Genomic DNA, 13,276 nt, shown 5'->3' with positions numbered 1-13,276 from the left:
TCGATTCGTGCCACCCCGTCGCCGATCCGTATTGCTCTCGCAATTGTCGATATCGGCACCCGGCGGCCCGCAACCGACAATTCTGCAAGAGTTACGCCGAGTCATTCTGGCCGGCGATGCGCCGCCGAATACGCCGATTCCACTCAATGAAGTAGCGGAACTCTTCGGGGTGAGCAGAATTCCGGTGCGCGAATCCCTCAAGACACTCATCGGCGAGGGACTGGTCGATCATCGACCGAATCTGGGCTACACGGTTGCGCAGTTGACCGCAGCCGAACTTCGCGAAATGTACATTGTGCGAGAGGTATTGGAGACGGCTGCACTACCGTCCGCAGTCGGGCTCGCCACCGAGGCCGACCGGGCCCATATCGTCGAGATCAATCGTCAACTCGAGGCCTCGCTTGCCCAGGACGACTCGCGAGAATACCACCGCCTCTCGCGTGAGTTCCACCTGTCCCTGACCCGTCCGTCCCGCATGCAACGATTGCTGCACATGCTCGAATCCGCCTGGAACATCACCGAACCCGTGCAACCCATGGTGCATGTCGCCGGGTCGGACAGGGCGTCGCTGCACAGCGATCACGCCGAAATGCTCGCGGCATTTCTGGCCGGCGATTCCGCGGGCTTGCTGCGCGCCGCGCAGCATCACCACACGCGTCTCAATTCGGTCATTTCGACACTGTCGAACGATCACGGATTGTTCGCCGATCCGTCGTCGGAATAGAGCCTCAGCAACAGCCGGAAAAGATGCGGGAGTGGAGCCTGCAGGAACGACCGAAAAGATATATCGCTCTCGTCACGAGTGCGCAACACTTCGCCGCTAACTTTTCCTCATTCGCTCGTTCACCTCCTTCGTTCGTCTCATACGCCATGCCGTCAGGAGCATCGATGACAGATACAGCGCACGGTCCCGCTCAAACGGGAGATCTCGTGGAAGCCGCGGGCCACCCCGTCGGTGGTGGACTGATCAAGGACACCTACGACCCACGGCTGACCAACGAGGATCTCGCTCCGCTGAAGAAGCAGACGTGGACTTCGTACAACCTCTTCGCCTTCTGGATGTCGGACGTGCACTCGGTCGGCGGTTACGTGACGGCGGGCAGCCTGTTCGCGCTCGGGCTGGCCAGTTGGCAGGTGCTGATCGCGTTGCTCGTCGGCATCACGATCGTCTACTTCTTCTGCAATCTGGTCGCCAAGCCGAGCCAGGTGACGGGGGTTCCGTATCCGGTCATCTGTCGTAGCGTGTTCGGAGTGCTCGGTGCCAACATCCCGGCGATCATCCGTGGCCTGATCGCGGTGGCCTGGTACGGCATCCAGACATTCTTGGCATCGGCTGCCCTCGACATCGTGCTGATCAAGCTGTTCCCGTCTCTGGCTCCGTACGCCGTCACCGCGGACTACGGTTTCGCCGGACTGTCGCTGCTCGGTTGGGCGAGCTTCCTGTTCCTCTGGGTTGTCCAGGCTGCGGTGTTCTGGCGCGGGATGGAGTCGATCCGCAAGTTCATCGACTTCTGCGGCCCTGCCGTCTACGTCGTCATGTTCATGCTGTGCGGCTACCTGATCTGGAAAGCCGGCTGGGGCGCAATCGATCTCACCCTCGGCGATGTCGAGTACACCGGCTTCAGCGCCGTTCCCGTCATGCTGGGAGCCATTGCGCTCGTCGTCTCGTACTTCTCCGGCCCGATGCTCAACTTCGGTGACTTCTCTCGATACGGAAAGTCCTACGCTGCCGTCAAGAAGGGCAACTTCCTCGGTCTGCCGGTCAACTTCCTGGTGTTCTCCATCCTCGTTGTCGTCACCGCCTCGCTGACTCTGCCGGTGTTCGGCGAGCTGATCACCGACCCTGTCGAGACGGTCGCCCGTATCGACAGCACCTTCGCCATCGTCCTCGGTGCCCTCACCTTCGCCATTGCGACGGTCGGCATCAACATCGTGGCCAACTTCATCGCTCCGGCGTTCGACTTCTCCAACGTCAGCCCGCAACGCATCAGCTGGCGCGCCGGTGGCATGATCGCCGCAGTCGGTTCGGTATTGATCACCCCGTGGAACCTGTACAACAATCCCGAGGTCATCCACCTGACGCTCGAGACCCTCGGCGCGTTCATCGGGCCTCTGTTCGGAATCCTGATCGCCGACTACTACCTGATCCGTAAGCAGCACGTGGCGGTCGACGAACTCTTCTCGATGTCCAAGACCGGCCTGTACTGGTACTCGAAGGGCTACAACCCGGCGGCGGTGTACGCGACCGTCGCCGGCGCAGCGGTGGCGATGTTCACCGTGCTGTTCAACGGAGCCGTCGACGGCCTGGAGATCGCCGGTATGTCCACGGCGTCGAAGTACAGCTGGTTCATCGGCTGCGGCATCGGATTCGCCTCGTACTACTTCCTTGCGACGCGAACCAAGCTGGCTGTCACCAACTTCGACGTTCCAGCGAAAGCATAGGATCTCTTCCGTGCTCATCAAGGTCATCAATCCGAACACCACCAGTTCGATGACCGCAACGATCGGTGACTGTGCCCGGGCCGTGGTCGGCCCGGGCACGGTCGTCGACGCGGTCAGCCCCTCGATGGGGCCCGTCTCGATCGAGAGCCATGTCGACGAAGCCCTCAGCGTCCCAGGAATTCTCGCCGAGATCGCCAGCGGCGAGGCCGCAGGGGTCGACGGCTACGTCATCGCCTGCTTCGGCGATCCCGGCATGGACGCGGCTCGCGAGCTCGCGGCCGGGCCGGTCATCGGTATCGCCGAGGCGGCCATGCACGCCGCGAGCTTCCTGGGCCGAGGATTCAGCGTCGTCACCACACTCGGACGCACCGTCGGGCGTGCCCAGGATCTGGCGAACCACTACGGCTTCGGACGCCACTGCCTCGGTATCCACGCGTGCGACCTGCCGGTCCTCGATCTCGAGACGGACCCCGACGCCCGCAAGATCGTCACCGAGGTGTGCCGCATCGCCGTGGAGACGGACGGTAGCGATGCAGTGGTCCTCGGATGTGCGGGGATGGCCGATCTGTGCCAACACATTTCGGCCGAGATCGGCGTACCGGTGGTCGACGGCGTCGCCGCGGGAACACTGTTCGTGCAGTCACTGATCTCGCTGGGACTGGGTACCGGAAAGAGGGGCGAATTCGCCGCTCCGCCGCCCAAGCGCTACACCGGGATGCTGGAGGGTTTCAGCCGACCGATCCCTGATCCTTAGCCCTGGCTCCGCGGTCGATCAGGTCTCGCACAACTGCCGATACGGCACCCCGGGCAGATAGCGGGCCCATTCGGCTTCGGTGACCACCGAGCCCCCGGATTCGCACAGGCGACTGCGGACCTCGTCCGGCTCGGTCCGCCACATGCGGAGGTCGCGGGCAGTACCACCGCCGTACAGCACCCCACCGTCGCCGACGAAGACCGCATCGTAGACACGCTGGCCGTACGCGGTGAGGGCTGCGTACTGCTCCGGTGCGGAACGGTTCGCCACAGTCCACACCCAGAGCGTCGATCCCCCGTCACCCGCGGCCAAGCGGGTGCCGGACCGATCGAATCTGAGCGAGTAAATCGGACTGGACGGCCCCACGATGCGACTCCGATGCTGTGGTGCGGATGAATTCTCCATGTCCCACAGTCGAATCGAGCGATCCGCACTTCCCGCGGCCAGAGTCCGCCCGTCCGGTGAGATGACCACGGCCTGGACGGCACTCCCGAAACCTCCGAGTGTGCCCGTTCGGTCCGGATCGGTAGGATCGCCGATGTCCCACAGCTCGACCACGCCACCGACACTGGCGATGGCAAGTACTTTCCCGTCCGGAGACAGCGCCAGTCCCGCCGGATAGTTTCCCGCGTCCAGGGTGGACAACGCGCGCGGAGCAGAAGGATCCGTCAACGACCACAGCGACACGTCGTTCGAGCTCTGGCCGGCCACAACAAGCAGGGTTCCCGACCGGTCGAACGCCATCGCCGCAGTCAAACTGGCGCTTGCCTGCCGAATGCCACCGAGGGCGACCGGATCGGCGAGATCGCTGGTGTCCCAGAGTCGGAACCCCCCTGTGGTCGTGCCGACAGCAGCCAGGGTGCCGTCGGCCGTGAGGGCCACCGCACCGGTCTGCTCGACGCCGTCCTCGATCACCAACGGCGGCGACGCCACCGGATGCTCCACATCGGAGACGTCCCAGAGGATCGAGCCGGGAGCACGGCGACCGGCACCTGCGAGCAATCGGGTACCGGACTCGTCGGTGGGGGTCTGCCAGACGGTGTCACCGGCATCGGGTAGCGCCGGTCCGAGAATCGGCCAGATTCGGGTGACGCCATCACCACTCGCAGTCACGATCGACAAGCCATCGGGTGAAAATGCCAGCGAACTCACCTGGATCGGACCGGGAAGCGTCAGATTCAGCGTGCCCGAGGCCGCGTCCCACACCCGCGAGGAATTGTCCGAACTCGCCGCAGCAATCCGAGTCCCGTCGCTGCTGAACGCCACATCGTTGACGTAGCTGGTGAAGCCGGTCAATGGAGGCAATGGGGTGAGCCGGCCGGCTGCATCGACGGCCCACCGCAGAACCTCCTGCCCGGTGGTCCCCGCGATCAACGTCGCTCCGTCAGGAGAAAAGGCCAGCTGCTGTGCGGTATAGGTGGAGCCGTCCGAGGGAAGCCCGAGCAGTGGAACAGTCTGTGGTGCAGTCGAACCGGGAAGTCGTTGCGCGTCCCACACCCGCATCGCGCGCCCGGCACCGACCGTCACGAGGAAGCGGCCGTCAGGACTGAACTCGGTCGCTGTCGGCGAACCAGGTTGAGCAATCTCACCCAGCATGCGGGGCCGGGCCGGCTCGGAGACATCGAGAAGAGGCAACGACTCGTCCTGGGTGCCGACGAGCAGTAACCGACCGTCAGGAGAAAACGACAGGCTACGAACGCCGGTTGTGTCTGTGCGCGACAACATTATCGGTACCGCCGGGTCTACGACATCCCACAATTCGACGCCGCGGAACCCTCCCACAGCGAGCATTCCACCCTGCGGATGGAACGCCAGCACCGGTGGGTCACGCGAGACGATTTCACCGAGCTTCGCGTGCCCGTCTGCGAGCGACCACATCCGCACGTGTCCGTCGGAACCGGCTGTCGCCACGATGTTTCCGCGCGGGTCGACCGCGGTCACCGCCTGACCCTCCACTCCGAGCAGCCGCACAGGAGTGTGGATCGCAGATGAATCGAGTAGCGACGACCGCGCCTCCGTCGTGCGGTCCACCTCGTACGACGCCAACGCGAAGTATGCCGCCAGCCCGGGATCTTGACTCCTCAATTGCTGTGCGACACCGGCGATCTGACGTGAGACAGCCTCTGCCTCCGCGCGCTCGGCCTCGACCCGTCGGTTGTTCGCGTCCGACCGAGCAACGAACGCGGTCACTGCCAGTGTCACAGCCAGTACGGTCAGAAGCGCGAGTGCAGTGACGAGCGTTTCGAGGGTGCGTCGCCGACGTCGGTCGCTGCGGTTCTGTTGCTCGATTCGGTTCGCACTCGCGTCGAGATACCGTCTCTCGACCGAGTTGAGATCTCGCCGACGTACCGGACCGAGAGATTCCTGCACCAGCGCCAACCTCGATTCCGGCAGCAACGAACCGTCGTCGCGATCGTTGTTCTCCCACAGTTCTGCGGCCTGGGTGAGTCGACGGTGCTCGACGAGCCACTGACGATCGTCGTCGAGCCACTCGCGCAGCCGCTGCCACGCCGTCAGCAACGCCTCGTGGGTGATCTGGACGGTCTCTTCTCCGACGGTCAGCAGTCTGCGTGCGGCAAACCGTTCGACGACGATGTCGACGTCGGTGACCGCGTCCGCGTTCTCGTCTCCGTTGAACAGCTCCACACGATCGACTCGGCGACGAGTGACGACCTCGTCGTCGAGATTGATCAACCGCATGAAGATGCGCCGTGTCTCGCACTGCTGTTCGGCGGTCAAGGCCGAGAACACTTCTTCGGCGCTCTGCCCCACGGCACCGCCGATCCCGCCGGTTGCGAGATAGTCCGAGACAGTCAACGTTCTGCCGCTCGACACCTGCCACGTGGTGAGCAGGGCATGGGACAGCAGCGGCAAAGCGCCGGAGTCGTGGGCGAACTGCGATCCGCGTGGACCCAATTCGCCGACCAAGACCTGCACGAGGGCGGCCTCGACGGAGAGACCCGCCTTCGCGGCAGGCGACACGATGACCTCCCGCAGTTGTGACTCGGTGAGACGCCCGACAACCACCGGGTTGTCGGACAGGCCGGCGAGCAGCGCGTCCTCGGACACGGCGTTCTGGTAGAAATCCGCCCGCAGTCCGACCACGAGAACCGACCCCGCGCTCGGCAACGCCGCTGCCGCACGCAGAAAGTTCTCGCGCTCGACCGGTGTCGCCAGTGTCCACAACTCCTCGGCCTGATCGAGGACGAGAACCGATCCCGGCGCAAAGGATTCGGCTCGCTCGGGGAAGGCACGAATATCGCCGACGCCGGAATGGACTTTCGAACCGGGGAATCTCGATGCCAGCCCGGCACGCAGGAGCGAGGACTTGCCGGAGCCCGAAGCACCGACGACGAAGACGATGCCTCCACCGGAGCCGAGGGCTTCCCGGACGCGCGTGCTCAGACGCTCGATCACGTCGTCACGGCCGAAGAACCACTCCGCATCGGCCGGCTCGAACGCCTCGAGACCCTTGTACGGAGGGTCGCCCTTCACCGGATCGACGGTCCGCCTGCCCGGGATCGACCGCACCCTCGACACCGCGTCCCACCACAGGGCGCGCTCGTCCTCGTCGGCGACGCCGCATGCGATCAGTACGGCGGCGAACATCTCGGCGCTGGCTTTGGTCGGGACGTGATGTCCGGAGAACCAGCCACCGATGGTGCCGTGCAAGCCACCGGAACGCTCGACGATCTCTCGGACCGTGGCACCCGCCTCGGTCCGGATCGCACGCAATGCTGCCGCGAATTCCGTGCGGTCCGTGATCGACGAAGGATCCGGACGGTCGATGGTCATGAGCGAGAACTATAGAACCGGGAAAACCTCGATAGAGGCACTCGCGCGTCGCGCTGAGCTGCACGAACAGCAAATTGATGCGTTTGAATGACGCTCGTACGGAGTCCGTGGCCGTCCGTATTGACCTTGTACGGACATGCCCGTTCAGCTGGATCTGCGACGAAGTCCAGTCGACGATGGACGGTGTGGTCGGGGCAAGTGGACACTCCAGGGGGGAAATTCTCGTGCTCGAACAAACGCTGGCATCGGCAGTGCATCACCCGTTCCGGAGGCCGGCACAGCGGGGACCCGGTGCAGTCCCGACACCGCTCGAAGCTCCCCACCGCAAGCCTGCGTTGAGCGCCCGCGAGATCGAGGTCATGCTCGCCTGGTTCGCCTCCGACTCGAAAACGGTCGCAGCTCGGTCCGTCTACATCTCGGTGGGCACGATCAACACCCACATCACCCGCATCCGGCAGAAATACGCGGCGGTGGGACGCAACGCGCCGACGAAGGCCGCCCTGTTCGCTCGCGCACTACAGGACGGCCACACTCACCTGTCCGAATGGTGACTGTCGATTCGCCTTTCCATGGCGGCCGGCCGCGTCGAATCGGCTCCTCGGTTCTGGATCCCGGACTCCGATCGGCGTCGGTTATCCCAGACCGGGGAGCTGATTCGACGGCGTGAAGTCAGGCGGCACGAGGACATCCGACGGTGACAGTTCGTGGACCGACGCGTGGCCGAGACCGAGGACCGCGGAGTCCAGGCCGCCGCGCAGGATGTCGAGCACGTTCTCCACGCCGGCCTGACCATCAGCCGCTAGACCCCACAGGTATGCGCGTCCGATCAGCACTGCCCGCGCACCGAGCGCGAGTGCCTTCGCCACGTCACTTCCCCGACGCACACCACCGTCGAGGGTGATCTCGACCTGATCGCCCACCGCCTCGGCGATGGACGGCAGCACCCGGATCGACGCCGGGGAACCGTCGAGATTGTTACCGCCGTGATTGGACACCGAAACCGCGGTCACGCCTGCGTCCACGGCCCGCAGTGCGTCATCGACTCGCGAGATGCCCTTGAGCATGAACGGCCCGTCCCACTGCTCACGCAACCACGCGATGTCGTGCCACGTGGGCAGCGCGGTGGATTTCCACTCCCGATACGCAGCGAAGAACGTCGGCGCAGGCCCACCGGGCGGAGCGAGGTTCGGGGCAGTCAGATCAGGGAACGCGCCCGACCTGGCCCACTGCGTCAGCCACCGTGGCCGGCACAGCGCTTGCGGTGCGAACCGGATCATCGCCCTCGGATCGAGGCGTTCGGGAATCACCGGGCTACCCCAGTCACGGCCCTCCGAGAACGACCAGTCCATCGTCAGAATCAGCCCGACCGCGCCTGCATCACGTGCACGCTGAAGCATGTGCTGCAACAACTCTCGTGAACCGGCCCAGTGCAGCTGAAAGAACGTCTGCGGGTTCGCGGCCACGACCTCTTCGATCGGTTTGCTCGCGAACAACGACAACCCCATCGAAATCCCCCGCGCCGCAGCAGCTCTGGCGACGGCGACCTCACCGTCCGGGTGTACCGCCTGCACACCCGTCGGGGAGATCATCGCCGGGAACGCCAGCGGTTGCCCCATCAGTGTCGTCGACAACTCTCGGGTGTCCGACAATCCTGCCACGTGTGGGGCGAACCCGAGTTGGGCGAACGCGGCGGTGTTGTCCGCCGCGGTCAGACCACGTTCGGAACCTGCTACCAGCGCCGAGTACACCGACGTCGGGAGGCGCTTCCGTGCTCGCCGCTGCGCTTCGGCAACGGTCTCGAACCACACGCTGGTGCTCAGACGCCGAGCTTCCGGTCGAACCCGGGCGGCATCACCACATCCGACGGCGAGAGATCGTGTACCGAGGTGTGTCCGAGCCCGAGGACGGCGGAATCGACTCCGCCGCGCAGAATGTCGAGGACGTTCTCCACGCCTGCCTGACCGCCGGCCGACAGACCCCACAGGTACGCCCGGCCGATGAGCACCGCACGCGCACCGAGTGCGAGTGCTTTCACCACGTCGCTGCCGCGTCGGATTCCGCCGTCGAGGGTGATCTCGATCTGATCGCCCACGGCTTCGGCGATCGCAGGCAACGCCCGGATCGGAGCCGGGGTGCCGTCGAGATTGTTGCCGCCGTGATTGGAGACGGAAATAGCCGTCACGCCCGCGTCGACGGCTCGTTTGGCGTCGTCGACGCGCATCACTCCCTTGAGCATGAACGGCCCACCCCACTGCTCGCGGAGCCAGGCCACGTCCTCCCACGTCGGCAACGGGGTGCCCATCCATTCGCCGTACGCTCCGAAGAACGTCGGCGCAGGACCACCGGTGGGTGGCGTCAGATTCGGCGTCGTCAGGTCGGGAATCTTGCCGGTCTTGGCGAACTCCCACAACCACTTCGGTCGCATGATGCCCTCGGGAGCGAATTGCACCATTGCCTTGAGGTCCATCTTCTCCGGAATCGACGGGCTGCCCCAATCGCGGCCGTTGGAGAACGACCAGTCCAGGGTCATGATCAATCCGACGGCTCCCGCGGCGCGTGCCCGCTCCATCCGCTGCAGCAGGATCTCGCGCGAGCCCACCCAGTACATCTGGAAGAACGTCTGCGGATTCGCCGCAGCGACCTCCTCGACGGACTTGCTGGCGAACGAGGACAATCCGATCGCAATGCCCCGCGCTGCAGCAGCTCTCGCGACGGCGACCTCACCGTCGGGATGCACCGCCTGGACACCCGTCGGGGAGATCATCACCGGGAACGACAGGGGTTGCCCCATCACAGTCGTCGACAAGTCCCGCTTGTCGGACAGACCGGCAACGTGCGGGGCGAACCCCAGTTCGCCGAATGCTGCCATGTTGTCGTCGATCGTCAACCCGCGTTCGGACCCCGCCACGAGTGCGGCGTACACGGACTTCGGTAGACGTTTCTTCGCTCGTCGCTGCGCTTCGGCAACGGTCTCGAACCACGCACTCTTGGCCATCAGTGTTCCTGTTCCATTCCTGCGAGCGGGTTCTCGTCGCAGATCTTCGCCGGGGGACGCATCATCAGCGTCAGCGGCACCGACTTTCGTGGGGTCTTGCGCTGCCCGGTACGGGAATGATCGACGCTGGACTTGGGGATCTCCCCCGCCGCCGCCAACGCCATTTCGCCGTTACCGATGACGCATTCGGGATCAGGACCGTCCATGGGCAGGCCCGTGAAGAATTTCGCCGCCATGCAGCCACCGCGGCACGCATCGAAATGAGCACACTTGGTGCACGCACCCGAGGTCTGCGGAGACCTCAACTCCTGGAACAATTCGGAAGTCTGCCAGACGGATTGGAACCCGCCCATGCCGTCTTTCGCGTCTCGCACGATGTTGCCGGCGAGGAAGTTCTCGTGAATGGCGAACGGGCATGCGTACACGTCGCCGATCGGGTCGATCAGACACACCACACGCCCGGCACCGCACAGGTTCAGTCCGGGCATAGCATCACCGAACGCCGACAGGTGGAAAAACGAATCACCGGTCAACACCCCCTCACCGTTCGCGACGAGCCAGTTGTAGAGCTCTCGCTGCTGCCCCGCCGTCGGATGCAGATCGTCCCAGACATCCGCGCCACGTCCCGACGGTCGAAGCCGCGTGATGCGCAGTGTCGCAGCGTATTTGTCGGCCAAGGCCTTGAAGTCGTCGAGCTGAGAAACGTTGTGCCGGGTGACGACCACCGAGATCTTCGCGTCCCGGAAGCCCGCCTCCTTCAGATTCTCCAATGCACGGCAGGCCATGTCGAACGAGCCCGGCCCGCGGACCGCGTCGTTGACCTCTGCCGTAGCGCCGTCGATGGAGATCTGCACATCCACGTAATCCGACGCAGCCAAACGCGCCGCGACCTTCTTGTCGATCTTGACCCCGTTGGTGGAGAACTTCACCCCCACCTGATGCGCAGTCGCATAGTCGACGAGCTCCCAGAAGTCCGACCGCACCGTCGGCTCACCGCCACCGATGTTGACGTAGAACACCTGCATCTTCTGCAGCTCGTCGATGATCGACTTGCACTGCTCGGTACTGAGTTCGCGCGGGTCACGGCGACCCGACGAGGACAGGCAGTGCACGCAGGAAAGGTTGCAGGCGTAGGTCAACTCCCACGTCAGACAGATGGGGGCGTCGAGTCCGAGTTCGAATTGATCGACCAGTTTTCCTACCGGAGCTGGTCTTTCGAGGGTGGAGGTCATGGGCGGAAGTCCTCTTCTGCGATAGGTCAGGGCTTTACGGGCGAGTGATCATGTTCGAGCGGGCCAGCGTCGCGAGTGCCGTCACATACGGCACCGACTGCGACTCGGTGATGCCCGCAGCCGCAATCGCCGACCGCATATCCGGGTGGTCGGGCAGCGATTCGATGATCGCCACGATCGTGCGGTTCTTCAGGAACGAGAGCTTGCGAGTTCCGAAGTGGTAGAGCAGCGCCCCGAACGACTCCGGCCGCAACGCCACCTGCGGATGCAGAATCCACCGCACATCCAGGTCCAACTCGTCGAGGTCCTCGCGCACCGCAGTGGTCATGATCAGTACACGCCGCACATGCCGTCGATGGATACTTCCTCGACCAACGACTCTTCGACCAGATCGGATTCGACGACTGCCGTATCGACTACAGCGTTCTCGTTGTTCTTCGACATCGGAAACCTCCTGAGGTTGTTCGGACCACAATCGGAGTCGACAGTGGCTTGGGTCACCAACATAATGACACTGAGTGCAGAAAACCAGAGAATGGAAAGAAGAAAATGGTCAGGAGCGCAAAACCGTCCAGTCAGCCAGGTAGGCGCCCGTCCACAACGCGGGGCGAACTGAGCGATCTCGGAATCGAACTGTTCGCCGCCAAGGGATTCGAGGAGACCAGCGTCGACGACATAGCCGATGCTGCGGGCATCGCGAGGCGCACGTTCTTTCGCTACTTCCCGTCCAAGAACGCAGTTCCCTGGGGCGATTTCGACGCTCAACTCACGGCATTGAGGACGCATCTGAACGACCTGCCCGGCAGTGTCGGACTCGCGGACGGACTGCACTCGGCCCTGTTGCAGTTCAACACATTTCCCGAGGAAGAAGCCGCCGTACACCGTCAGCGCATGGCACTGATCCTGGGAAATCCAGCACTGCAGAGCTACTCGATGGTGATGTACGAGGGCTGGCGTCAGGTCATCGCCGAATACGTGGCAGCACGGACGAACTCCGACCCCGGCGACCATCTTCCGCGCACTGTCGGATGGATGCTCTTGGGGGTGGCGATCTCGGCGTACGAGCATTGGCTGATCGACGAGAACAACAGCCTTCCCGAGCTTCTGACTGCAGGAGCGTCGGTTCTCTTCACCGGCGTCGGTCCACTCCGAGCGTCCAGCGGCACTGTCGAAAGCCAACTGGACGGAGAGCACATCGAGTGAGCACTGGAAACCGAGCACTGCGCCGACTCACACCGTCAGCTCGATGGAGTCAGCGACGAGATCCGCTCCGACACCACCTCGAGATCTACATCTGCCACCGAACCGGACGGGAAATGATGGCCCGCAGGCGGCGGCGGTAGTACTTCGCCGATTCGCCGACGAACGCGCTCATCGTGGCCGCAGCAGCGTCGGGATCGCGCAAGCTCAGCGCGTCGAGAACGTCCTGCTGCATCTCGATAGCCGCAAGCCGCGTCGCGAGAGGATGCTCGTTCGGTTCGGCGTCACGTACCAACAACCAGAGAGTTTCCATCAGGATGTTCAGGACCGGATTTCCGGCCGCGTCGTACACCCCCCGCTGGAACTCTGCATTGTTCTCCTGGAAATTTCCGTAATCACCGGGGTCCTCACGCATTCGGTCGAGAGCACTCTGCATGAGCTGTATCTGCTCGTCGCTCACATTCGTCGCGGCCTCGCGAGCGATGATGGGCTCGAGCATCAGACGGGCATCTATGACATCGCTGATGTTGGCCCCGTCCAACTGCAGGAACAGCTTCATGGTGTTGCCGAGCGATTCGAGCCTCGGTCGCTTGACCACAGGGCCGCCGCCGATCCCCGACTTGATGGTGACCAGATCACGGCTTTCGAGCAACCGCAGCGCTTCACGGACCGTGGTCCGAGCAACACCGTGCTCGGCCATCATGTCTTTTTCCGTGGGCAACCGCTCCCCCTCCACGACGCCCCCGTCGAGGATCCGGTCCGCGATGATGTTGGCGATCCTCGCGGAGACCTTGGGCGACCGCACCCGCGGAGCGGTGCTCTCCTCAGCTGTCATGTCTATGACCTGACATCGTTGTT

12 protein-coding genes are annotated in these 13,276 nt (G+C 64.0%); 5 read left to right on the top strand and 7 right to left on the bottom strand.

Annotation, left to right across the window (positions count from 1 at the left end):
- The first annotated feature begins 7 nt into the window (after window positions 1-7).
- The 3 genes from CH283_RS05370 (at window position 8) to CH283_RS05360 (ending at window position 3,196) form a co-directional block, all read left to right on the top strand.
- Window positions 8-724 (top strand): GntR family transcriptional regulator, encoded by a 717-nt coding sequence (locus CH283_RS05370; protein WP_068051513.1) that lies wholly within the window; start codon window positions 8-10, stop codon window positions 722-724.
- A 164-nt stretch (window positions 725-888) separates the two neighbouring features.
- Window positions 889-2,442 (top strand): NCS1 family nucleobase:cation symporter-1, encoded by a 1,554-nt coding sequence (locus CH283_RS05365; RefSeq protein WP_068051515.1) that lies wholly within the window; start codon window positions 889-891, stop codon window positions 2,440-2,442.
- A gap of 10 nt (window positions 2,443-2,452) precedes the next feature.
- The gene (locus tag CH283_RS05360) at window positions 2,453-3,196 is read left to right on the top strand and encodes an aspartate/glutamate racemase family protein (protein ID WP_094639115.1); all 744 of its coding nucleotides are present in this window, start codon (window positions 2,453-2,455) and stop codon (window positions 3,194-3,196) included.
- A gap of 18 nt (window positions 3,197-3,214) precedes the next feature.
- Here CH283_RS05360 and CH283_RS05355 read toward each other — a convergent pair whose 3' ends face one another.
- Entirely contained in the window at window positions 3,215-6,991 is a 3,777-nt protein-coding gene (locus CH283_RS05355) for an NACHT and WD repeat domain-containing protein (RefSeq protein WP_094639114.1), read from the bottom strand.
- A 224-nt stretch (window positions 6,992-7,215) separates the two neighbouring features.
- Here CH283_RS05355 and CH283_RS28655 point away from each other — a divergent pair, with 224 nt between their 5' ends.
- On the top strand, window positions 7,216-7,542 hold the full coding sequence (locus CH283_RS28655) for a LuxR C-terminal-related transcriptional regulator (RefSeq protein WP_255183093.1): 327 nt from the start codon (window positions 7,216-7,218) through the stop codon (window positions 7,540-7,542).
- An 81-nt stretch (window positions 7,543-7,623) separates the two neighbouring features.
- Here CH283_RS28655 and mftD (CH283_RS05345) read toward each other — a convergent pair whose 3' ends face one another.
- Genes mftD (CH283_RS05345) through mftA form a run of 5 tightly spaced genes read right to left on the bottom strand, consistent with a single transcriptional unit; the run spans window position 7,624 to window position 11,662 of the window.
- Window positions 7,624-8,811: a pre-mycofactocin synthase MftD gene (gene mftD, locus CH283_RS05345; protein ID WP_094639177.1), complete on the bottom strand. Its 1,188-nt coding sequence runs from the start codon at window positions 8,809-8,811 to the stop codon at window positions 7,624-7,626.
- Window positions 8,808-9,986: a pre-mycofactocin synthase MftD gene (gene mftD / locus CH283_RS05340; protein WP_068051503.1), complete on the bottom strand. Its 1,179-nt coding sequence runs from the start codon at window positions 9,984-9,986 to the stop codon at window positions 8,808-8,810. The genes mftD (CH283_RS05345) and mftD (CH283_RS05340) overlap by 4 nt, the downstream gene beginning before the upstream one ends.
- A complete protein-coding gene (gene mftC / locus CH283_RS05335; protein WP_094639113.1) occupies window positions 9,986-11,218 on the bottom strand; it encodes a mycofactocin radical SAM maturase in 1,233 nt (410 codons plus the stop codon). The genes mftD (CH283_RS05340) and mftC overlap by 1 nt, the downstream gene beginning before the upstream one ends.
- A gap of 34 nt (window positions 11,219-11,252) precedes the next feature.
- Window positions 11,253-11,546 (bottom strand): mycofactocin biosynthesis chaperone MftB, encoded by a 294-nt coding sequence (gene mftB, locus CH283_RS05330; protein WP_094639112.1) that lies wholly within the window; start codon window positions 11,544-11,546, stop codon window positions 11,253-11,255.
- 2 nt (window positions 11,547-11,548) lie between these two features.
- The gene (mftA, locus tag CH283_RS05325) at window positions 11,549-11,662 is read right to left on the bottom strand and encodes a mycofactocin precursor MftA (RefSeq protein WP_094639111.1); all 114 of its coding nucleotides are present in this window, start codon (window positions 11,660-11,662) and stop codon (window positions 11,549-11,551) included.
- A gap of 105 nt (window positions 11,663-11,767) precedes the next feature.
- Between mftA and mftR the strand changes: the two genes are divergently transcribed.
- A complete protein-coding gene (gene mftR, locus CH283_RS05320) occupies window positions 11,768-12,421 on the top strand; it encodes a mycofactocin system transcriptional regulator (protein ID WP_094639110.1) in 654 nt (217 codons plus the stop codon).
- A gap of 85 nt (window positions 12,422-12,506) precedes the next feature.
- Here mftR and CH283_RS05315 read toward each other — a convergent pair whose 3' ends face one another.
- The gene (locus CH283_RS05315) at window positions 12,507-13,253 is read right to left on the bottom strand and encodes a FadR/GntR family transcriptional regulator (RefSeq protein WP_094639109.1); all 747 of its coding nucleotides are present in this window, start codon (window positions 13,251-13,253) and stop codon (window positions 12,507-12,509) included.
- Window positions 13,254-13,276: the final 23 nt, after the last annotated feature.

It is taken from the genome of Rhodococcus sp. 05-2254-2 (genome assembly GCF_002259095.1).
GTDB lineage: Bacteria > Actinomycetota > Actinomycetes > Mycobacteriales > Mycobacteriaceae > Rhodococcoides.
Note: the sequence above shows the minus strand (reverse complement) of the source record. Positions and strands in the feature narration are given on the sequence as shown.